The sequence below is a fragment of the Sphingomonas sp. AP4-R1 genome (genome assembly GCF_013113735.1).
Lineage (GTDB): Bacteria > Pseudomonadota > Alphaproteobacteria > Sphingomonadales > Sphingomonadaceae > Sphingomonas_I.
This window is the reverse complement of sequence record NZ_CP053346.1, coordinates 870,769-893,907: the sequence shown is the minus strand read 5'-3', so window position 1 is coordinate 893,907 and position 23,139 is coordinate 870,769. Positions and strand designations below refer to the sequence as shown.

The window sequence follows — 23,139 nt, the reverse complement described above, 5'->3', positions numbered from 1 at the left end:
AACTGACGCGCAGCGAGACTGGCGATATCAGAACGATCGGGCAAGCCATGCGTGAGCGAATTGGGTGGGCGAGTGTCCCGCTCCGCGAGGTAGCGGAGATTAATCCTCGGAAGTCCGTCGATCTCGAAATGACGGATGCTGTGACGTTCGTCCCCATGGCGGCTGTCGATGAGGTCTCTGGCACGATAACGGACCGTGTCGAGCGGCCGTTGAGGGAGGTCAGGTCGGGGTTTACCCAATTTCGGGAGAATGACGTCATCGTCGCCAAGATCACGCCATCAATGGAGAACGGCAAGGCAGCGATCGCGACCGATCTGGCGAACGGCGTGGGCTTTGGGTCAACGGAGTTCCACGTCATTCGGAGCAAGGGCGCACTTCTCCCGGATTTTATATGGCGATTTGTGAGACAACGATCTTTCCGAGACGAGGCTCAGAAAGTCATGTCAGGCGCCGTTGGTCAGCAGCGTGTGCCGGCCGAATTCCTCAAGAGCTATATGGTGCCCCTGCCGCCGCTCGCAGAGCAAAGGCGTATCGTCGATAAATCGAACGCTCTTATTGCTCGCACTAGCCGCGCGACGGCCGAGTTGGCGCAAATCCCGATGCTGATCGCCCGATATCGGTCGATTGTGCTCGACCTTGCGTTCTCCGGACGCTTGACGCGAGATCTACGCAATCAAAACCATCCGGATGCCGGCTCTCTGCCGGAGGGCTGGAGCATTCGCGCGCTTGGCGAGATCAGCGAGATCCAAGGCGGAATTCAGGTCGGCCGACGACGAAAAGCCGACGAGGTTCTGGTCGAGGTCCCGTATCTTCGGGTGGCCAACGTTCAGAGGGGGTGGCTCAAACTCGATGAGATTAAGACCATCAGTGTGACCGAGACCGAGCGGGACAGACTCCTCCTGAGGGAGGGAGATGTGCTGATGAACGAAGGGGGAGACAGGGATAAGTTAGGACGCGGATGGGTCTGGGAGGAACAAATCGACCCATGCATCCACCAGAACCATGTCTTTCGAATACGCCTCAAGGACGGGACTCTCCCGCCCAAGTACCTTTCCCACTTCGCGAACGAGAAGGGGCAATCGTACTTCTTCGACGAAGGAACGCAGACTACGAACCTCGCCTCAATCAGCAAGCGTAAGGTCGCCGCGTTGCCGGTTCCCGTCCCGCCCTGGGAGGAGGCGGCCGAGATCAGCCGACGGATCGAAGCAGCTTTCGGTTGGCTTGATCGCGTAGTGGCCGATCACACTACCGCGATGGAGTTTCTGCCGAAACTCGAGGCTGCGATTTGGACAAAGGCTTTCAGCGGAGCGCTGGTCTCGCAAGACGCTACGGAAGAGCCTGCGGATGCTCTCTTGGCTCGCCAAGAAGCAGGCGCACGACAATCGACGGTGAGCAATCGTCGTCACCCGAAGAGCGACCCGAAGGAAATAAAAACCATGGTTTCAAGAACATCTCTCTCAGCTGTGCTCTCCAGCGCAGATGGCTGGGTTTCGGGCCAAGAAGCCTTTGAACTATGTGGAATCGGCGCCAACGCGGCGACCGAAGACATCGAAGCCCTCTATAGCGAATTGCGAGAGCTTGACATTAACGGGCAAATTGAGTCCAAACCGGTCACTGACGATCAAGGGCGTAAGCTCTATGATCGCCTACGTTGGAAGCGCTCCTAAAATGCGCCTCGACAAACTCACAGTCGGAAGTCTTAAGGACAGTCCGACCCATCACTTCAAAAACCTGAAGAACGTCACCATAGACTTTGACCAGGACCACTGGATCACCGTGGTCATCGGTTGGAACGGCACCGGCAAATCTAACGTGCTGGAGGCACTGGCGATCATTTTCCGGGATTTGATACAAGGCGATCGCAAACCCTCGTTCGCCTTCAACTTAAGCTACCGGGTCGGTGCTGGCGAGAATGCCGCTCGAGTGAACATCGACGCCGATCCAGATCGGGAGCGCGAAGCCCTAATCATTCATGTCGACACGAGAGCCGCCAATGATGCGGATGCCGGGCCCGACCTCTTCGCTGAATCTACGGGCTTTCCTGTGACCACCGGAAAGAAGGTTTCACTGAAGTCGTTCTTTGATCAATCTAGCCTTCTCCCCCGTTACGTATTTGCATATTACTCTGGAGAGAGTGACCGTCTTTTCGAGGTATTTCGCCCTTACTTAGAGCGATTTGATTCTCAGCTTCGACTTGGCCGTGATCCTGGACTTAAGCGGCTTTTCTATGCGATGCCGGTTCACAGCCACTTCGTGCTGCTTGCTTTCTTGATTCAGCAGTCCGCCGATGTCCGGCAATTTCTCTCCGAGCATCTTGGCATCGATCCAGATCAAGGGATTGAGTCGGTTCTATTCGTTCTCAGAGAGCCCCCATGGACGTCCCATGACGGAGACCCTAGGTTCTGGAACGCCAAAGGCGTCGTCGCTGGCTTCCTCGACCGCCTGTATTCCATCGCTCTCGCTCCGATCGAGGTCAGCCGGCGCGTCCAAGTCTCTCTATGGAATAAGAAGTCGCTGAACTTCAAATACCTTTTTGTAAAAGACATAGCGGCTCTGCGGGCTCTCGTTGGCGATCAGCGACCAGCAGAGTTCTTCCGGGATATTGAAAGCACTCACGTCTCTCAATTGATCGACGAAGTTCGAATTCGCGTCCGGCTTAAAAAGAACGACGGCACTGTTACCTTCAGGGAGCTCAGTGAGGGCGAGCAGCAACTCCTTACGGTGCTGGGGCTGCTTCGATTCACAGCCGAGAACGAGAGCCTGTTCCTGCTTGATGAACCCGATACACATCTAAATCCACGATGGACCGTCGACTATTTAAACTATCTGCGAACCTTCGCTGGTCAGACTGACCAGGATCGGCAGAATAGCCACATCTTGCTGACCACCCACAACCCTTTGGCGATCGCCGAGCTCGTGAGGGAGCAGGTGCAAATCCTTCGGATGAACGATGCGCCCAAAGCGGACGACGCCCGCATCGTGGCGATACACCCTGAGCTCGATCCTCGCGGCCAAGGTTATGCCGCGATCATAACAAGCGACATGTTCGGCATCTCATCAACGCTCGATCAGCCGACGCATCTTTTGTTGGAACGTCAGCGGGCCTACGCGGGCAAAGAGCACCTATCTTCGAACGAGCTTGAGACGCTGTCCTCCATAAACGAAAAACTGGAGCGTCTAGGCTTCCGTTTCTTCCACCCAGATGAAGAATATTCACGCTATCTTAGGCTACGAAGTGATGTCATGCGAGCAAGCTTCTTGACCTCAGATCCCGAAGAGCTTGCCACACTCTCTGCGGCTATGGAGCCCGAGGCCAGAGAAGAGTTAGGTCGGCGCCTTATCGCCGAGATGCTGGCCGAGCAGCAGTCGGACCCGGCACCCTAGCCTATGAGATACATCAACCTCAGCCGCATAGTTCTGCCAGATGGGTGGTTCGAGGCGTCGGCAGCCGCGACATCCGCCGTCAGCCAAGGGGACAGCCCAGACGACCATTCTGGCGTCTGGCGGCAGCTCAAATCGGCCTTAGCCGATTTATTCAACGACAAGTGCTGGTACTGCGAAACGGCCGTCCCGCGATCAGATAACGCAGTCGATCATTTCCGGCCCAAGGGTCGGGTCAGTGATGCCGTTAATCCACACACCGGATACAAATGGTTAGCTTTCGATCAGACCAACTTCAGATACGCATGCACGTTCTGCAACTCACGTCGTAAGGACGTTGACGGCGGGACAGCAGGGGGAAAGGCAGATCGCTTTCCTTTACTTGACGAGAGCAAGAGGCTTTACGCGCCCGGCGCGCTCGCCGATGAACACCCGGTTCTGCTCGATCCATGCGACATCTCCGATTGGCGCCTTTTAGGTTGCAAGCGCGAGAATGGTCAGCCTTGTCCGGCTGGCGGCAGTGTCGTTGACCTTAAGCGAGCCGAGACTTCGATCGCGATCTATCATCTGCAACATGAGCCGACTTGCAAACTTCGACACGCCGAAGCGGTAAAACTCCTGCTGGATATCGAAGAAGCAAAAGGACATTTTGTCCTAAGCCAGTCTGATCCTGTTCAGGAAACCGCGTTCAAGCGGGTGGCTAAACGCATACTGATGGCAATCGATTATAGTAGTCCGTTCAGCGGAGATATGCGATTTCTGCTTGGCGGAGAACGCGATCAAGACCATCCATGGGTCCAAGACCTGCTAATGACATGAAGCCAGCTTTAGATGGTGTTGAGCAGCATTGCCCTTTGAGGATGAACCGCTTCGAATGAGCGGAGATGCTCACGCGATACAGCAACCTCTCCAGCGCGAAGCGAACAAGTATGAGGTCGAACGGCTGACCGGAGGCTCGCGATTGGTTGAGCAGCTTCGCGCGGACCGAGGCGCCCGGGTTGGCGCGCTTTTCAGCCATTGAGGGCGAGTGTCTCGAGATACGGCGCCATCACGGACCATGCGCCGCGTTTGCGCGCGCATTCCGCAATGACTGCCGGCGTCGCCTTGCGCTGCCTGAGCGTCTCGCGCAGCGCCTCGACCGCGACGTTGATCCCAACGGACTTTCGATGACGGAAGCAGTCGACCAGTGTTCGCGGGATGGTGAACATCGGAACGCCGATATTCTCGATCATGTGCGTCTCGACATCCGACCGAAGCAGGCTGTCCGACATCCGTACGACCTTGAGACGCGGCCCGTGATCGGCGGGTGTCCAGTCCTTATGCCCTATCGCCATCCAGACCTTTCGCGGCATCTGATCGGCCAGTTCGTGAAAGGCTAGGGCGGAGGTGAGGCAGATGACGCCCTTCGGCACGCGTTTCGAGGCCTCCGCGAGATCATGATTGGCGTCGATGTCGGCGTCGACGAGTTGATACAGGCCCCGCGACAGCCGCATTACCGTTTCGTCCGAGAGCAGGCGAGCAATGGTGGTGGCCGCGATACCTTCGGCCTCGAGTTCCCGAATGCGCATCATGCCATGCCGAGCGAGCAGGTTTCGCGCTCGCTCCCCTTGGGTCTCAGATGCGTTATATTTCCTCGGAGACTTATCCATGACATCCGAGGTTTTATAACATCCGCCCGACTTCAACAAGGTCTACTAACGATCGTGATCTCGCATCAAGATCGTCGCAGTGGCCCGAGCAAGCATCAGGACTTTCGCATTAGTGCAACCTGAGCAAGGCAGGAGCCGCGCATGTCCAGAACCTTTACACGCGAAGAATTCTACGATCTCGTCTGGTCGAAGCCAATGACCCACTTGGCAAAGGAATTCGTGCTTTCGGACGTCGCCCTCCACAAGATCTGCAGGAAACACGCTATCCCCAACCCGCCGCTGGGATGGTGGGCCAAGAAGGCAGCCGGCAAGCCGGTGAAACAGATACCGCTGCCGAAGATGAAGACCGGCGACGCCGACCGGATCACCATCGCGAGCGGAGAGTTGAAAGCGGAGCCGGAGCTGATTGCGGAGGCTCGTGAGAATGCCCGCGTGCTGGCGTCGACGATCGCGGCCGGGGACGAGCCGCCGTCCAATCCGATCGTCGAACGGACGATCGAGAAGCTTCGCAAGGCGAAGCCCGCGCCGGTCACGGGCTTGGCTTCGGTCGAACAGGCCGGGCTCATCAAGGTCGAGGTCGCGCCCGACTCTGCAGAGCGTCTCCAGTCGGTGCTGAATCGGATTGCAGCAGCAGGCGCCGCGCTGGGTATCGGACTCGTGAAGACTGACAAGGCCGCAGCGTTCGAATGCGATGGTGAGACGATCGGATTTTCGATCTCCGAGGCGACGAGGCGCGAGAAGCACGTTCTCACCGAGAAGGAGGTGGCGGAAGACGCCGCGTATCGGAAGAAGCGCGAGAAATACTGGAGCAAGCCCGCCTCATGGGACGACGAGGATTTCAGTGTCTTCCCGCCCCGCTTTCCGGAGTGGGACTATCACCCCAACGGCCAACTGTCGTTCGAACTGGAACACGCCTACCTCATGGGGGCCAGTCCGCGACGCTCCTACCGTGATGCCAAGGTGCAGCGCCTCGAGAAAATGGCGGTCGACATAGCCGTGGGCATCAAGGTCCTGGCCGCAGCGCGGAAGGAGGATCGCGTCCGGCGAGAGGCGGATGCGCGTCAGCGCGAGGAAGAACGGCAGCGTCGCGAGCGCGTTCTTCGCCAGAAGCACATCGACGAACGCCGTTCCAAGGCGCTCGACAGTCTGCTGGAGGAAATGGCCGCACTTGATCGGCTGCGGCGCCTTGTCTCGTCGCTGCGCGCCGAACTGGAAGCGGACGCGTCTGGAAGGGTTGTAGCGTTGGTGAGGTTTGCGGAGGAAAAGCTGGCGCGTCGCGAGTTGGCGCTGTCGGCAGATGGTCTCGAACGTCGGCTCGAGGAGAGCCGGCTGTTTGCCGAGGACGACGATCACGACTTTCGGCCGCCTGCCTATTATTGACGTACTCCCCGCAAGGCTGACGCTCGCGTTTCCCTCGAGTGTTCGTTAGGGTGGTGACGGTGTTTTTTTGGAACGCCGCTGCGAAGGCAACTGCGATCTCGAGCGTTGGAATGGGGCGATCGACAGCGATAGCTGACGAAGCCTCGCAAAAAAATTTTCGCGGGAAAAATCGTTTGAAATCAAAAGCGTAGCTTTTTGTCGGATCGCCTATCGGGATCGGGCTGGAGAATGGAGTTATTTTCCTTGTTTTTCAACGTCTTAACGCCGACTGAGGCAATCGAGTGGGAATGATTTCGGCAGCCTCTAGAGAGGCGTAGAGCCAGATCTCCCCCGAAGAGTCACCCGTCATTGCGAGCGCAGCGAAGCCATCCAGCTCCGCGCCCGAAGAACGGGATCACCGCAAGGCTACGTCCCTTGCGGTGGCACCCCCGCCCCCGATCAGCGCTCGCGTCCGGAGCGCCACAGCGACTGGCTGATCGGCTCGATCAGGTAGCTCAGAAGCGTGCGCTTCTTCAGCGGCACGATGATCTGCGCGGGCAGGCCCGGCTTGATGCTGAGGCTCGCATCCACGCGCTTCAGCGCGTCCAGCGTCTCGGGCGGCACCGTCACTTCGGCGGTGTAGAAGCGCGCGCCGCTCTTCTCGTCGACGAAGCTGTCGGCGGACATGCGCGTGATCTTGCCTTCGAACACCGGCAGGCCGCGACCGTGCAGGCTCGGGAAGCGCACCTCCGCCGTCTGGCCGACCGCGAGATCGGAGGCGTCGGTGGGCGAGATCATCGGCTCGATCACCAGCGGCGTCGCGTCGGGCACCACTTCGAGGATCTTCTGACCCGGCGTGATGACGGCGCCGACCGTGAACACGGTGAGCCCGACGACCTGGCCCGAGGCGGGCGCGCGCACGCGGGTCGCTTCCACCTGATTGCGGGCGGCCTGCCAGCGCGGCAAGGTTTCGTTGATGGCGGATTCGGTCTTCTGCAGATCGTCGGCGATCTGCTGCAGCCGCTGCGAGTCCATCGAGAGCGCCTGCATCCGCGTCTCGCCGATCTGCTGGCGGGTCGAGGCGCCCGAGGCGGCGAGGTTGGCCGTATCGCCGCCCAGCTGCGCCTGCGCGCGCTCCAGCTCGCGCACGCGGTTGACGCTGGCGAAGCCCTTGGTCGCCAGTTCGCGCATGCCGGAAAGCTGGTCGTTGAACAATTCGCTCTGGCGCTTGGTCGAGGCGATCTGCTGATCGATGCCGGTGATCTTGGAGGACAGCTGCGCCGCCTGCTGATGCAGCACGTTCTTCTGCGCGGACAGCGCCTGCCCCCGCGCGGCCATCTCGCCGCGCTGCAGCCGCATCGCATCGTCGGCCAGCTGGCGGTCGGCGCCCGTCAGCGACGCGAATTCGGCGGGCGCGGCGAAGCTCGTCTGCCCCTGGCGCTCGGCCAGCAGGCGCGCATGCTGGGCCTGCAGGCCGATCACCTGCGAGGCGAGGCCACGCTCGTTGGCGGCGACTTCAGCGCCCGCCAGCTCGATCAGGATGTCGCCGGCCTTCACGCGCTGGCCCTCGCGGACATGCAGCGCGGAGACGACGCCGCCATCCCGGTGCTGGACGGCGCGGCGGCTGCCCGAAACCTTCACGACGCCGTCCGCCTGCGCGGCCGAGTCCATCCGGATGAAGCTCGCAAAGCCCAGGAACAGGCCGAAGAAGAGTGCGACGACGATCCAGCCGAGACGCGCCTCGCGCGGCAGATCATGATCCTGATCTGCCGAGGGGGCGATCGGGGTGAGCGGGTTCAGCGTGATGATATCGGCGGACATGACCGGGGATCCGTGCGTCAGGAGGCTTGGGCGGAGACGGCTGCGGCGGCGGGCTCGCGGGCGGGCGCGGGGGCGCCACCTCCGTCGCCCGAGGTGCGCGTCGCCAGGCGTGCGAACACGGCGTTGCGCGGGCCGAACAGCTCGGGCTTGCCGTCGCGCAGGAACAGCATCTTGTCGACCGAGGCGAGGATGCCCATGCGGTGCGCGACGATGATCATCGTCACACCCTTGCCGCGCAGCTCGTCCAGCGCGGCGATCAGCTGCGCTTCGCTTTCGGCATCCAGGCTGGCATTGGGCTCGTCGAGCACCAGCAAGGCGGGGTTGCCGAACATGGCGCGGGCGAGCGCGATGCGCTGCGCCTGGCCGACCGAGAGACCCGCTCCGCCACGACCCAATTCGGTGTCGTAGGCGCGCGGCAGGCGCAGGATGAAGTCATGCGCGCCGCACAGCTGGGCGACCCGCACCACTTCCGCGTCGAGCGCGCCCGGTTCGGCGAACTCGGTCTGGAAGCGGGCGATATTCTCCTTGATCGTGCCCTGAAAGAGCGTCGGCGCCTGCGGCACATAGCCGATCAGGTTGCCGAGCTGCTCTTCCGGCCAATCCTCCAGCGCGGCGCCGTCGATGCGGATGCGGCCGGCGGTGGCGGGCAGGGCGCCCGCAATGGCCTTCACCAACGTCGACTTGCCGGCGCCCGACGGGCCGATGATGCCGAGCGATTCGCCGGGCTCCAGCTCGAAGCGCACATTCTGCAGCAGCGCGCGGTCGCCCGAGGGCGAGGCGATCGTGACGCCCTCCACCGAAAGCGCGCCGACCGGATCGGGCAGGCGCGTGGCCTGGCGGATCGGCCCGCGCGCGGCGAACAGATCGACCATCGAGCGATAGGCGGCGCTCGCCTGGATCAGGCCCTTCCACGCGCCGTTGATCAGCTCGATCGGCTGGAGCGCGCGCGAGACGAGCAGCGAGGCGGCGAAGAGCGAGCCGGCCGAAACCTGCCCCTCGATCGCCAGCAAGGCGCCGAGGCCGAGCGCCAGCGACTGGAGCAGCAGGCGGATCGCCTTGATCGCGGAGGTATAGCCCGCGCTGCCGAACGTGGCGCCCAGCGCCAGCCGGGTCGCGACGTGGCGGTCGCGCAGGTGACGCTGCACCATGGCGGGGCGCATGCCGAGCGAGCCGATCACGCCGGAGGCGGACATGATGCTCTCGATGCCCGCATGGCTCGCCTGCGCGGCGGAGGTGGCGCGGCGGATCGATTCGGCGGTCGCGCGCTCGTTGAGCCAGGACAGGACGGACAGCACCACGGCGCCCGCCACCGCCAGCCCCGCCAGCGCGGGATGCAGCAGATAGCAGGTGAGGATGTAGATCGGCGCCCAGGGCGCATCGAACAGGGCCAGCACGCCGGGGCCCGTCATCGTCGAGCGGAACGTATCGAATTCGCGCATCGCCGCCGTCGTCCGCGCGCTGCCGCCGGCGAGGCGCAGCATCGCGTCGAGGATCGGCCCGGCCAGTTCGCGATCCAGCCTGGCGCTCGCCCGCACCAGCAGGCGCGTCCGCACCAGATCCAGCAGGGCGATCGTCACCACCGACAGCGACAGGATCAGCGTGAGCATCGTCAGCGTCAGCGCGCCGCGCGTCGGTATCACGCGATCATAGACCTGCAGCATGTAGATGGTCGGCGCGAGATACAGCAGGTTCAGGAAGGCGCTGAACGCCGCCCCGTGCACGAAATAGCGCCGGCAGGCGCGGACCACGCGGCCGATCGGATCGGCGCGGTCGTCATGGGCAATGGACGCGAACAACGGTTTGATCATGCGGGGTTCCCACTGGGAATCAGGCTACGGACCAACAGGGTCGACCACTCTTCCGGGATGACCCCGGATACCGGATTCTTCGCTAAAACACGGTTAACGATAGACGTTGAGCGGCTGTAAAACCCGCATGGGATTGTGCGATCGGCATGATGCGCAGCGTCCCGCACGGCGCGGCGATGGAATCGCCACGGCCTTTTCCGCACGCGCAGCCGATTCCGATCCCGGAATATCCGGACTCACCGGCGGCTCGTGCCGCGATCAAGACAGTTTTCCACCCCCTTGCGGGATGCGCGCAGAAGACACTGCGAGCGCGCCCCGCCTGCGGCATGATTAACAGATTCTCTCCGCAGCGTCATCCACGCGGCGGGACTTCGCCCGGAGTTCATCCCGCGAAAACGGGCGCCTGCCGCACGGCAAAAAGCCCGAATCGATGGCCGGCGGACGCATCCAGGACCGATTCGCGTCTCACGATGGCCCTACGTGCTTGATAACAGGGCGACATAAAAGTTCGTGAGATGGAATCGATTCGGACATGCGGAGTAATGTGCGTATCCGGAACGATATTGTTGCCGTTCCTGGAGATTGATCGCGTCGGAAAGACTCGATATCTTCGATTCAATGCTTCGGATGGCCTTCGGATATCCGGTGGAACGACCATCATATTATAAGGCACGATATCCGGAGCGGCGGTTGGCTTGATATCTGCGCTTGCGACCATGTCGTTCTATAGGTGCAACGAGCGTTTAAGCTTGTGGTAGGCATGCGCGTTAACCGAATAAAAGCCCGGATCTGCTAATCCGACATCTCCCAGTAGATTGTCGAGTAAGAGTAGCGCCAGTCATGCCTGACCAGTCATCGCAAATCCTCTCCGTGTCCGCCTCGGATCTGCTTGGTAGCTTCGGCGTCAACACCCACAGCGGGATGTTCGACAATGATGGATACGTCAACGCGGCGCTGGTGATTCGCTCGCTCGATTATATCGGTATCGATACGGTTCGCGACAATTTCCGGTCGGATGGTGTTCCGGGCCAGGTTCTTCAGGCGATGGCCGATGCCGGCGTCAAGTTCGACTTCGTCGCTTCGAACATCGTCGCGGTCAACGGCAGCGCGGGGGTCCAGAGCTTCGTCGATGGGGTCGCCGCCTTCGCCAAGGGCAATCCGGGGCAGGTGATCGCGATCGAGGGGCAGAACGAGGTTGATCTCTTCGGCACGAACTATGCCGGTGACACGTCGTTCGCCGCCGCGATCAAGGTACAGCAGCAGCTGTATGCCGATGTGAAGGCGAATGCCGCGCTCTCCGGCGTCAGCGTCTACAATATGGCGATGGGGCGTGAGGCGAATTACGCCGCGTTCGGCGATCTTTCCGACTATAGCGATTATGCCAACGTCCATTTCTATGCGGGCGCGGCGACCGACGTGGCCAAGCGCTACGCGAACAGCGTCACGCTGGCCAACAATGTGACGCCGGGCGAAGGCTATGTGGTCACCGAGACGGGCTTCACCACGGCCAAGGCGGCCGCCGGCATCGCGGTGAACGAGCTCGCCCAGGCGAAGATGACGTTGACGGATCTTCTGATGGCCTATGCCAACGGTTCGTCGATGAGCTACGTCTATCAGCTGCTCGATACGCCCACGTTCGAGAATACGACGGCGACGTCGCCGGAGGCCGAGAAGTATTTCGGCCTGTTCAACGCCGATGGCTCTCCGAAGCTGGCCGCGACCGCGCTCCACAATTTCACCTCCCTGCTCAACGCGACGGGCGGCAGCGCGATGGCCGGAACGGTCCAGGTGCAGGGGCTCGGCAGCGATGGTCATACGCTGAACGTCGGCAAGGCCGCGGGCGGCAGCGATCTGGTGATCTGGCGCGACGTCAGCTCGTGGAACACGGCGACCAATTCGAACGTCGCGGTGGCATCGCAGCCGGTGACGGTCTCGTTCAGCTCCGTCCAGGCGCATGTCTATGTCTATAGCCCGCTGGACGGCACGACGCCGATCGCCTCCTACACCAATGTGTCCTCGATCACGCTGCCCGTTTCGGACACGCCGCTGATCGTCGAGCTGGGCAGCAGCCATCCCTATGTGGCGACCCCGCTCGTCGCGACCGATCCGACGCTTACGATCGATACGGCCAGCTTCATCGCGCAGATCGATACGCTGTCGAAGACGAGCGGCATCACCAGCGTGAAGCTCACCGACAGCCATGCGCTGGAAGTCGCCTCCATCCCGACGATGAAGGATATCATCGCTCATTATGGCAGCCTGCTCGGCAAGATTGCCGGCGGCTACAGCTTCATGATCGAGAATGTCGGATCGACCTCGCGGATCGAAACCGCGTACGATCAGTACGGCACCCTCACGTCGACCTCCAATTATGCGCTGGCCAATGGCGTCGCGACGACGCTGGACGTGGTCTATGCCAATGGCGGCTCGGCGCATTACAGCTACAAGAACGGTCTGACCGTCGACGAGACGCATCTCGCGGCCGATGGCAGCCGCACCACGATCAACTATGACAGTGCGGGGCGCACGACCCAGCGCGTCGATATCAGCGCGAAGAGCGTCACGACCACGCTGCTGTACGATGTGACGTCCGGCGCGGTCTCGACGAAGACCGTCTTCAACGCCGACAAGAGCGGCGACGTCTGGCATTACGGGATCACCGGCAAGACCTATGTGTCGGATCACTCCGTCTATTCGGCGGGTAACGTCCTCGTCAGCATGACCCGGCTCCACGCCGACGGCTCGCGCGATTATTACGAGCAGCGCAATGCCGACGGCAGCATCCAGCAGGATTTCTATACCGCTGCCGGGGTGATCTCGCAGGAGGTTCGCACCGCCGCCGACGGCAGCCGTGCGACCACCACCTATGACAGCGCCGGCCGGATGATCCAGGATGTCAGCGCCGTCGGCGTCACCTCGACATGGGCCTATGACGCGAGCGGCGCCGTGGCGACCAAGACGGTGTTCAAGGCCGACAAGAGCGGCGACGTCTGGCATTACGGGATCACCGGCAAGACGTATGTGGCGGACCACGCCGTCTATACGGCGGGCAACGTGCTGGCGAGCATGACCCGGCTGCACGCGGATGGTTCGCGCGATTATTACGAGCAGCGCAATGCCGATGGCAGCACCGTGCAGGACTTCTACTCGGCCGCCGGTCTGCTCACGCAGGAAGTCCGCGTCAGCGCCTCCGGCGCCCGCGCGACGACGACCTATGATGCTCAGGGCCGCATGGTGCAGGATGTCACCGCCGCCAATGTCACCTCAAGCTGGACGTATGACGCGACGAGCGGTGCGCTGACCAGCAAGTCCGTGTTCAATGCCGACAAGAGCGGCACCGTCTCGCACTACGGGATCACGGGCAAGAGCTACACGTCGGATCAGTATGTCTATGCCGCGAACGGCAGCGTCGCCAGCCTGACCCGTTATCACGCCGACGGCACCCGCGATTATTACGAGAAATACGGCTCGGACGGCAGCGTGGTCTATGATTATTATTCCGCGAGTGGCGTGCTGACGCAGGAAGTGCAGATCGGCGCGAACGGCATGCGCAGCACCTTCTCCTACGATGGTGCGGGGCGCCTGACCCAGCGTCAGGAAGTCAGCGCCTCCAACGTGACGACCAACTGGACCTATGACGCGGCGTCGGGCGCGACGACGATGAAGACGTCGTTCAATGCCGACAAGAGCGGCATGGTCTGGCATTATGGGATCACGGGCAAGAGCTACACGTCCGATCAGTATGTCTATAATGCGAATGGCAGCCTCTATAATCTGACCCGCTATCACGCCGACGGCACGCGCGATTATTTCGAGCAGCATCCGTCCGACGGCAGCGCGGTCTATGATTATTATTCGGCCACCGGCGTCCTGACGCAGGAAGTGCAGATCGCCGCCAACGGCAGCCGGAGCACCTACACCTATAATGGTGCCGGCCGTCTGACCCAGCGCCAGGATGTCAGCGCCTCGAACGTGACGACCACCTGGGCCTACGACACGACGTCGGGCGCGACGACGATGAAGACTTTGTTCAATGCCGACAAGAGCGGCATGGTCTGGCATTACGGGATCACGGGCAAGAGCTACACGTCCGATCAATATGTCTACACGGCCAGCGGTTCGCTCTATAACGTGACCCGTTATCATGCCGACGGCACGCGCGATTATTTCGAGCAGCACACGTCGGACGGCAGCGCGGTCTATGATTATTATTCGGCCAAGGGCATCCTGACGCTGGAGGTGCAGGTCGGCGCCAATGGCAGCCGCAGCACCTATTCCTACGACAGCGCCGGCCGGCTGGCGCAGCGGCAGGACATCAGCACCGCCAACTCGACGACCACCTGGTCCTATGAGTCGGCCTCCGGGGCGATGACGTCCAAGACGATCTTCAATGCCGACAAGAGCGGCGTCGTCTGGACGTACGGGATTACGGGCAAGAGCTACACGTCCGACCAGACCGTTTACTCGGCGAACAACACGCTCGCGAGCGTGAGCCGTTTCCATGCGGATGGCACGCTCGATTATTTCGAGCAGCGCGGTTCGGACGGCAGCACGGCGAAGGAATATTACAACGCCGCCGGGGTGATCAGCCAGAAGGTGCTCGTCGCTGCCGATGGGGGATCGGCCGTCCGCTCCTACGACACGACCGGCCATGTGACGACGCAGGTCAACACCAGCGGCCAGCAGGCGACCACGATCTGGACGTTCGATCCGGTGACCGGCGATCTGAAGTCGAAATCCGTCACCAATGCGGACAAGAGCGGTGAGCAGTTCCACTACGGCATCACCGGCCAGACCTATGTGTCGGATCACGTCACCTTCTTCGCGGGTGGCGCGGCCCAGAGCCTGACGCGCTACCATGCCGATGGCACGCTCGATTTCTCGCAGCAGAACAATGCCGACGGCAGCAAGCTGCTGACCTATTATGATGCCACCGGCGAAAAGACGCTGGAGGCCTTCACGGCGGCGAGCGGCGCCAAGTCGTTCCATGCCTATGCGGAGGCCGCGGATCAGGGCAGCACGACGGCCAAGCTCCTGTCCTACAGTTCGCTGTCGGGCACGAACCTGAAGCTGGCGGGCACGCCGACCGTGAATCTGGTGGATGGCGCGGGCAATGTCCTGAAGGTCATCGATGCGTCGATGTACTCGATCGTCAACGGCGTGCTCACGCTGGACACGCATGCGGTGGCCGGTCTGCTGAACGAGGGCACGCACGCCAATGTCGACGTCACCTACACGGTGACGGACGGCACGACCGTGGCGCCGAAGTCGGTCTACAGCATCGATGTGGACGGCACGGCCAGCGGCACCGGGATCCTGCTCCCGGCCGATCCCGACTCGCACAACAGCGTGCCGATCGACACGATCTATGGCGATGCCGGCGGCAATATCTTCGATACGCCGGGCGCGCACATCTTCGTGGGCGGCAAGGGCGACGACATCTATTTCATCGACAATGCGAACAGCAAGGTGATCGAGCTGGCGGGCGCGAGCCAGGGCTACGACATCATCTATTCGTCGGTGAGCCAGAGCATCGCCGACACCTATGTCGAGGAACTGCGCCTCACCGGCACCGCCAACATCAACGCCACCGGCAGCAGCCGGGCGGACGTGCTGCGCGGCAACAGCGGCAACAACATCATCGACGGTCAGGGTGGCGACGACACCCTGTTCGGCGGTGGCGGCAATGACGTGTTCGTCTTCAGCAAGTCGGGGCATGCCAAGATCGGCGATTTCGATGCGGGCGACACGATCGATCTGTCGGCCTTCCTCAAGGCCGGCAAGACGGCGACCCTGAGCGAAACCGCCGATGGCACGATGGTGACGATCGACTCCGGCACCTCGATCCTGGTCGAGGGTCTGGCGATGTCGCACCTGATCAAGGACAGCGGCGGCTTCCACTTCGGCTGATCCGCGGGCCGGCCCGCTCCGTGATCGGGGCGGGTCGGATCGTCGTCCGGATATTGTCGGTCGGCCGATTTCCACGCCGGTCGTCGCATTTCGCCGTCACGGGAGGGAACAGAGGGGAGAGGAGCGCGGTTGCGCGCCTTGATCATGGCCGGCGGCAGGACGATGCTGCCGGCCATGCCACCGGATCTGCATCCGCTCAGCGTGAGAAGCGTCCACATGCACGCCCATCCCCTTTTTCCCGAACCCGCCACCGCCGTCACTTCCGCCACGTCGCATCGCAGGAAATGGGTGATGCCGCTCGCGCTCGCGGCGGCGCTCCCGCTGCTGCTCGGCGCGCCCGGTCGCTGCCAGCCCGCCGCCGCCCAGAAAGAGGACACGGCCATCACCCGGCCGACGCCGCTCATCACCGGCGTGCAGGTGCATTTCGGCGGGAAGGTGAAAGGAAGCGGCTATCAGCTCGCCCCCACGATGGCGGCGATGCGTGCGCTCGATATCGTCTCGATCCGCGACAATATCGCCTGGCCGCTGTTGGCCAATACGCCTCCCGCCGGTATCGCCGCCAAGCTTCCCGATTTCTTCAGCATCTCCCACCGGCGCGATCTCGCGCCGCCGTTGCTGACGCCGCACGGCGTCATTTCCACGATGGATGGCGGCGAGTTGCCGCGCTCGCCCCAGGCGCTGCGGGCTTTCGCGTCCTTCACGGGCGATAGCGCGGCGCAGTGGAAGGGAGGCCATGTCCTGTTCGAGATCTGGAACGAGTGGGACAAGGGCGCCCGCCGGGGCGATCATGGCACGCCCGAAGCCTATGTCGCGCTGGTGAAGGCCACCGCGCCCGCGCTCCGCAAGGCGGCGCCCGACGGCATCATCCTCGCGGGCGGTGCTGCGGACGACAAGGGCCAGACGCCGTTCGAATGGACGAAGGCGATGATCGATGCGGGCGGCCTCGATGCGGCGGACGCGCTCTCCGTCCACATTTACGATCACTGCGCGCCGAAATGGCTGACGCATGCCGCCGATGAAATGATGACGCGGCTGGATGGCATCCATGCTTATGCCGCCGCGCACGCGCCGGGCAAATCGGACATCTATGTCAGCGAATTCGGCTGGCCCACGGGGCGCGGCACCTGCAGCGTTCCCCAGCAGGAGGTGGCGGAAAACGTCGCCCAATTCCTCCTCGGCGCATCGACGCGGCCGTGGATCCGCGGTGCGTGGTATTATGAGCTGAAGGATAGTGGCCAGAATCCGGCGGAGATCGAGGACAATTTCGGCCTTGTCGGGTTCGATTACCGTCCGAAGCCGGCCTATTGCGCCTATCAGGCGGCGGCCCGGCTGGTGCGCGACGCCAAGCCCGTCCGTCGCGTGCGGCAGGGCAGCGCGATGCGCGTGGATTTCGTCGGCAAGGACGGGCCCGTCACGGCGATCTGGCTGGCCGATCGCACCCGGCCCGCCCAGTTTCAGACGGATGCCGCGACGATGCAGCCGATGTGCAAGCCGACCGCGCCGGCCGGACGGGGCTGGGGCGCGTTGACGGCGATGCCGATCCTGCTGCGCGGCAAGAGCGGCGGCCCGGCGCCGCAGGTGAGCTTCAAGGCGTCCTAGGCATCGCTGCCCGATCGCTCAGGCGACGACGGGCTCCGGACTGTTCCGGCTGGCGAGCGCCTTGCCCCAGCTCTTCAGCTGTCCGAGGAACAGCGCGTAGACGGCCAGCACGGCGATCGCCAGGCCCGCCGCCAGCGCCACGTAGGGCGCCGGCAAATGGGGCGGCCAGGAGTGGAACAGCATCGCGACCAGGATCGCCGCCGCGCTCGAGCAGGCGGCCGGAACGAGCGCCTTGGCCAGATTCAGCCAATGCAGGCGTGATACGCTGACGACCACGCCGATGAACCACAAGGAGATGATCGTGCCGACGATCACCACCGCCTTCACCATGCCCATCAGGCCCCACTGGATGCCGATGATGCAGGCCAGCATCGTCAGCACGGTGTTCAGCACCGCATAGACGAACTGCGCGCGTGCCCGCCCGGCCACCAGCAGCACGGTGCCGTTGTAGGACGAGATGGATTGCAACGCCCCGAGCGGCGCCAGCCAGGGCAGGATCTCGCTGATCTCCCGCCATTTGGGGGAAAGGACCGCATTGGCGAAATCGGGGAATACCAGGCTCAGGCAGATCATCATCGGGAAGGTGATCGTAGCGGTCACGCCGATGGTGGCGAGGATGATCCGTTCGGCCTGCGGTCCATCATATCCGCCCCGGCTCAGCGTCGCGAGCAGCACGCCGCTCGCCGGCCAGGTGATCGCGATCATCGGGATCAGCATGAATTGATAGGACAGGCCATAAAGCCCGATGCTCGCCGCGCCCAATACGGTGCCGATCAGCAGATTGTCGAAATTGCGGGCGAGGAATGTCAGCAGATTGGTGAGCAGCACCCAGCCGCCGAACGTCACGATCCCGGCGCAGCGCCGCCACTCGAACGAGATGGAGAGCCAGTTGCGCGCGAGAAAGCAGAACAGGATCGCCCGCAGCGCATTGGTGATGATCATGAAGGAGACGAGCGCCCACACGCCCGCGCCGCTGGCGGCGAGCAGCACGGCGCTGACGCCGGCGACGGCCACGGCGAGGCTCTCCGTCAGCGCGATCTTCGAATAATCGAGCGCGCGTTCCAGCATCGCGCGCGGAACGATCGCGGTGATGCTCAGGATCGCGCCGAACGTCATCCCGCTCAGCACGCCGGGCAGACCCGGCATCTTCACGCCCATGGCGATGAAGGGCGTGCAGACGACCAGCACCAGCGCGAAAGCCGCGCCCAGCGAGATCAGCAGCGTGAAGGCCGCTCCCACCGTCTTGCGCTCCAGCCCCTCGATCCGGACCAGCGCGCTCGACATGCCGAGATCGGTCAGCATGCTGATGAGGACGATGAACGGCGTCGAGAAGGCGACGAGCCCATATTCGCTGGGATCGATGAAGAAGGCGAGGAGGACGTTGATCCCCAGCTGCGCCGCGGAGCGGAAGATGCTCAGCGCGGACATCGTCGCGAAATTCTTGAGGACCATGCTGCCCTATATCGAACCGAGGGAGGTGGAAGGGCGGACCGGCGCGCGCCGTGCTCGGCGCCCGCGCCTATTCAGGGGCGGGCCGCCGCACGGCGTCATCTCCGGGCGACACCCGCAAAGGATCGCCCGGTCCGGCATTACAGGGCCGGTTGCGCCTGCGCGTCCGGCTTGCGTCGCATCGGCACGGCGCCGCGCCCGCGTCCCCGGCCCACGAGATTCACCGCGCCCGAATAGACGCGCGCCATGATCAGCGCGGAGATCATCATGAAGCTGTCCACATAGGACAATTCCTCGAACATGAAGGACACGGCCATCTGCACGGCCGCCAGCATGAGGAAGATGTCCAGCGACAATTTGCGCGGCTGCCGCAGCCCCGCCAGGGTCACGGCGATCAGGGCCCAGACGCACATCAGCAAGAACGGAATGCCCATTCCGTTCGTCATGGAAATGAAGCCGTTGTGCGGCGTCTGGAAGCCGCTTCCCCGCTCCAGCGCGGCACGCCAGTCGGTCACGCCCATGCCGAACGGGTGATGGAGTGCGATATCGATGCCGAGACGCGTCGTCACGAGGCGACCCGAGGCATTGCTGTTGATGGCCCCGGAATCGCCGGCGAACCGCGCATAGATGAAATCGGGAGAGGGCAGAAAGTAGAGCGCGTAGCAGACCCCGACCACGCCCAGCATCGTGAACAGGAACGATTTGCGTTTGATGTCCACGCGCTCCTTGCGCGCGACGAGCATCGCGAGGCCGGTGACGATCACGGCGATCACGCCGCCGCGATTGGCCGTGAAGAAGAAGCAGGCCATCGTGATGAGGCCGAGCAACACCAGCGGCATCCGCTCCCGGCGTGAGACATACAGATAGCCGGCCGCGGGCGCGGCGATGGCGAGGACGTGGCCCACCTCGTTGGCATGTCCCCACATGCCGGTCAGCCGGGTGAAGCCGTCGTCGCTTCCGATCTTCTGCAGCGACTGGGTCGGCTGGGTGAGGCCGATGGCCTTGGCGAGCCCCGTCAGGCCGTTCGCCTCCATCACGAAGACGAGGAGCGAAAAAAGCCCGCCGATCAGGATGCCCCAGCAGAACCACGAGGTTCCGCTGCGCTGAGCCAGCATGATGTAGAGCCCGACGCCGCCGAGCAGATACAATGCATAGCCGACGCTGGCGGCCAGATCGATATTGCCGCCGCCGAAGGCGAGCGGGGTGCCGCTGAAGGCCAGATGCAGCACGACCAGCAGCAGCATCCCCGCGCAATAGAGAAGCGTGGGAAGCGGGTTCGGACGGCTGGCGAGGCGATGCACCAGAAACGCGATGCACGGCAGCATCAGGAGCTGCGTGAAGCGGGTGATCGGAATGTGCCAGGCCGTCGGCACGAGATTGAACTGGAGGAAGAAGCCCAGCGCGAACGCCGCCCACTGGTAGGACGGCTGCTCCACCGCCGCGAGTTTCGGCATCGAACGTGTGGCCATCTTATACTCGCTGTTACGCTACGGCGGACGTCTTACGCCAAAGACAGGGGAACGGCATCAACGGTATGAGGTGCATGGCCTCGTGCGCGACCGGACCGACGTTTCGTGGGCATACCCAACTCCAGTGTTCGACGCGCGCCGGGGGCTTGTCCGTCAGGAGACCGCCAAATGCTGCTTTGCGGCATGGTATATGCGGCACGATTGCGGCTCGCAACCGGCAGCGACGGGGTTTGGTTACCGTATGGGAGACGGAATGTGCGTGGCGTGCGCCGTATCGGGGGAACAGCGCGATCTGGTGCCGGGCTTACAAACCGCCAATGAGCGCTCAGGACCGGGGTGCAGACAGGCTTAACGTTGCGGGCCGTCGCCAGTGGCCGTTCCGGACGCTCCTTCCGTCGCGCCTCGATACGCGGCGCTTTCGTTCCCCCCCGGAAATGGTTACGGGATGCTGCACCGCAAGAAATTCGGGGGTTGGGAATGCGTATCACGATGATCGGCACGGGCTATGTCGGGCTTGTTTCCGGCGCCTGTTTCTCCGATTTCGGTCACGAAGTCGTCTGTGTCGACAAGGACGCCTCGAAGATCGAGGCGCTCGAGCGCAATGTGATGCCGATCTACGAGCCGGGTCTGGACGCGCTCGTGGCGAGCAACGTCAAGGCCGGCCGCCTCTCTTTCACCACCGATCTGGCCGCCGGCGTCGCCGGAGCCGATGCGGTGTTCATCGCCGTCGGCACGCCCTCGCGTCGCGGCGACGGTCATGCCGATCTTTCCTATGTGTTCGGCGCCGTCCACGAAGTCGTGGCGGCGCTCACCGGCCCCGCCGTGATCGTCACCAAGTCGACCGTGCCGGTCGGCACCGGGGACGAGGTCGAGCGGATCGTGGCCGAGGTGGGCCCCGAAAAGGGCATCAAGGTCGCCTCCAATCCGGAGTTCCTGCGTGAGGGCGCCGCGATCGACGATTTCAAGCGGCCCGACCGCGTCGTCTGCGGCGTGGAGGACGATTTCGCGCGCGAGGTTCTCGCCCAGATCTATCGTCCGCTCTCGCTCAACCAGTCGGCGCCGGTGCTGTTCACGCGCCGCCGCACGGCCGAGATCATCAAATATGCCGCGAACGCCTTCCTCGCGACCAAGATCACCTTCATCAACGAGATCGCCGATCTCTGCGAAGTGGCGGGCGCGGACGTGCAGGAAGTGGCGCGCGGCATCGGCCTCGACAATCGCATCGGGCGCAAGTTCCTGCATGCCGGCCCCGGCTATGGCGGCTCCTGCTTCCCGAAGGATACGCTCGCGCTGCTGAAGACCGCCCAGGATTACGAATCGCCGCTGCGCATCGTCGAGGCGGTCGTCACCGCCAACGATCAGCGCAAGCGCGCGATGGGGCGCAAGGTGATCAAGGCGGCCGGCGGCGACGTGAAGGGCAAGACGATCGGCATCCTCGGCCTGACCTTCAAGCCGAACACCGACGACATGCGCGATTCGCCCGCCATCGCCATCATCCAGACGCTGCAGGATGCGGGCGCCGTCGTCCGCGCCTATGATCCGGAAGGGCGCGAGCAGGCCGAGAAGGTCCTGAACAACGTCGACTATGTCGATGGCCCCTATGAGGCGGCCGAAGGCGCGGCGGCGCTGGTGATCGTCACCGAATGGGATGCGTTCCGCGCGCTGGATCTCGGCCGCATCAAGTCGCTGCTCACCGATCCGCTGCTGGTCGATCTGCGGAACGTCTATCCGCCGGTCGAGGCCGAGAAGGCCGGTCTGCGCTACGTCGGCATCGGCAAGTAAGCCTCTCGATCGGCGCCGCTCCGGGCGGCGTCGATCGGGCGGACCCGCCACGATGCCGAAAATCTCCGATCGCGGGGATTTTTCGGTATCGGCGTGAGGCATATTTTAACTGCCCCCCGGCTAGGTGGGGGGCATGGATCTGCTCTCGGACTATATCGCGCTGACGGGGGCCATCGTCCGGCTCGCAGGGTCGGACAAGATCGTCCACACCTATGCGGGGCTCGCCATCTACGTGCTGGCGCAGGTCGCGCTCAGGACGCGGCGCGCATCGCCGGTGGCATTCCAGATCGTCGTCGCGCTCGAACTCGCCAACGAAGTGATGGACCGCCTCTTTTGGGGCAGCTGGCGCTGGTCCGACACGATCGGCGATGTCGCCGCGACCGTCTTCTGGCCGGGCGCGCTGTGCCTGCTCGGCTATTATCGCCGCACGCGCTGGCGGATCGAGGAGGCGGCCGCGAAGGCGGTGCGCGATCAGAAAAAGGCGCTGGTGGCGAAATCGTCGGATTCTTCACGCCGCCGTCCCGTTCCGGACTTCGCCGCCTCGCGCTGAGCGGGAGGGCGATTCAGCGGCGCGAGCGCGCCAGGAATTGCTGGATCACGATGGGCCAGAACAGGGTCCAGGCGATGTCGTGCAGCGTATCGCCCAGGCTCCAGCCGATGTGCAGGATATAATCGAACGTCTCGTTGACGGCTTCGCCCAGCACCGTCAGCGACAAGGACCAGGGGTCGCGCAGCGGCCGCCTGAGGACCAGCGCCCCGATTAGCCACAGCGCCAGCCCCGCGCAGATATGCGGCACGGTGTCGCTGCCGATCCAGGATTCCAGCCCGAACGTCAGGTCGTGATAGATCCGGAGGACGCGCATGCCCTCGGGATGGCGGGGGGCGCCCGGCCGGGCAACGAAAAAATCCCGA

14 protein-coding genes are annotated in these 23,139 nt (G+C 63.2%); 8 read left to right on the top strand and 6 right to left on the bottom strand.

Annotated elements, in window-relative coordinates; translation table 11 throughout:
* Nucleotides 1-47 precede the first annotated feature (47 nt).
* From HL653_RS04305 to HL653_RS04295, 3 genes are read left to right on the top strand one after another with little or no spacing between them, the layout of a single operon-like run.
* Nucleotides 48-1,667: a restriction endonuclease subunit S gene (locus tag HL653_RS04305; protein WP_171743421.1), complete on the top strand. Its 1,620-nt coding sequence runs from the start codon at nucleotides 48-50 to the stop codon at nucleotides 1,665-1,667.
* The gene (locus tag HL653_RS04300) at nucleotides 1,639-3,384 is read left to right on the top strand and encodes an AAA family ATPase (RefSeq protein ID WP_216599948.1); all 1,746 of its coding nucleotides are present in this window, start codon (nucleotides 1,639-1,641) and stop codon (nucleotides 3,382-3,384) included. The genes HL653_RS04305 and HL653_RS04300 overlap by 29 nt, the downstream gene beginning before the upstream one ends.
* 3 nt (nucleotides 3,385-3,387) lie before the next feature.
* Nucleotides 3,388-4,200 carry a hypothetical protein gene (locus tag HL653_RS04295; protein ID WP_171743420.1) on the top strand — a complete coding sequence of 271 codons (813 nt, stop codon included), beginning with the start codon at nucleotides 3,388-3,390 and terminating at the stop codon, nucleotides 4,198-4,200.
* 191 nt (nucleotides 4,201-4,391) lie between these two features.
* Here the strand turns inward: HL653_RS04295 and HL653_RS04290 are convergent, their stop codons facing one another.
* The gene (locus HL653_RS04290) at nucleotides 4,392-4,952 is read right to left on the bottom strand and encodes a transcriptional regulator (protein WP_216599947.1); all 561 of its coding nucleotides are present in this window, start codon (nucleotides 4,950-4,952) and stop codon (nucleotides 4,392-4,394) included.
* 219 nt (nucleotides 4,953-5,171) lie between these two features.
* Between HL653_RS04290 and HL653_RS04285 the strand changes: the two genes are divergently transcribed.
* Complete coding sequence (locus tag HL653_RS04285) at nucleotides 5,172-6,410, top strand: hypothetical protein (protein WP_171743418.1); 1,239 nt, start codon at nucleotides 5,172-5,174, stop codon at nucleotides 6,408-6,410.
* A gap of 438 nt (nucleotides 6,411-6,848) precedes the next feature.
* On the opposite strand, the gene HL653_RS04280 is transcribed toward HL653_RS04285, so the two are convergent.
* Together HL653_RS04280 and HL653_RS04275 are read right to left on the bottom strand one after the other, a co-directional pair.
* The gene (locus HL653_RS04280; RefSeq protein ID WP_171743417.1) at nucleotides 6,849-8,210 is read right to left on the bottom strand and encodes an HlyD family type I secretion periplasmic adaptor subunit; all 1,362 of its coding nucleotides are present in this window, start codon (nucleotides 8,208-8,210) and stop codon (nucleotides 6,849-6,851) included.
* Nucleotides 8,211-8,227: 17 nt separating this feature from the next.
* A complete protein-coding gene (locus HL653_RS04275) occupies nucleotides 8,228-10,018 on the bottom strand; it encodes a type I secretion system permease/ATPase (protein ID WP_171743416.1) in 1,791 nt (596 codons plus the stop codon).
* Between the two features lie 840 nt (nucleotides 10,019-10,858).
* On the opposite strand from HL653_RS04275, the gene HL653_RS04270 reads away from it, so the two are divergent.
* Nucleotides 10,859-15,928, top strand: a complete 5,070-nt coding sequence (locus tag HL653_RS04270; protein WP_171743415.1) for a hypothetical protein — start codon at nucleotides 10,859-10,861, stop codon at nucleotides 15,926-15,928.
* A 129-nt stretch (nucleotides 15,929-16,057) separates the two neighbouring features.
* Nucleotides 16,058-17,527 (top strand): hypothetical protein, encoded by a 1,470-nt coding sequence (locus tag HL653_RS04265; protein ID WP_171743414.1) that lies wholly within the window; start codon nucleotides 16,058-16,060, stop codon nucleotides 17,525-17,527.
* Between the two features lie 18 nt (nucleotides 17,528-17,545).
* Here HL653_RS04265 and HL653_RS04260 read toward each other — a convergent pair whose 3' ends face one another.
* Nucleotides 17,546-18,955 carry a lipopolysaccharide biosynthesis protein gene (locus HL653_RS04260; RefSeq protein WP_171743413.1) on the bottom strand — a complete coding sequence of 470 codons (1,410 nt, stop codon included), beginning with the start codon at nucleotides 18,953-18,955 and terminating at the stop codon, nucleotides 17,546-17,548.
* Nucleotides 18,956-19,116: 161 nt separating this feature from the next.
* A complete protein-coding gene (locus HL653_RS04255) occupies nucleotides 19,117-20,445 on the bottom strand; it encodes an O-antigen ligase (RefSeq protein ID WP_171743412.1) in 1,329 nt (442 codons plus the stop codon).
* 477 nt (nucleotides 20,446-20,922) lie between these two features.
* Between HL653_RS04255 and HL653_RS04250 the strand changes: the two genes are divergently transcribed.
* The gene (locus HL653_RS04250) at nucleotides 20,923-22,227 is read left to right on the top strand and encodes a UDP-glucose/GDP-mannose dehydrogenase family protein (RefSeq protein WP_171743411.1); all 1,305 of its coding nucleotides are present in this window, start codon (nucleotides 20,923-20,925) and stop codon (nucleotides 22,225-22,227) included.
* A 133-nt stretch (nucleotides 22,228-22,360) separates the two neighbouring features.
* Complete coding sequence (locus tag HL653_RS04245) at nucleotides 22,361-22,777, top strand: hypothetical protein (RefSeq protein WP_171743410.1); 417 nt, start codon at nucleotides 22,361-22,363, stop codon at nucleotides 22,775-22,777.
* Between the two features lie 13 nt (nucleotides 22,778-22,790).
* Here the strand turns inward: HL653_RS04245 and HL653_RS04240 are convergent, their stop codons facing one another.
* Complete coding sequence (locus HL653_RS04240; protein ID WP_171743409.1) at nucleotides 22,791-23,090, bottom strand: hypothetical protein; 300 nt, start codon at nucleotides 23,088-23,090, stop codon at nucleotides 22,791-22,793.
* Between the last annotated feature and the right edge of the window lie 49 nt (nucleotides 23,091-23,139).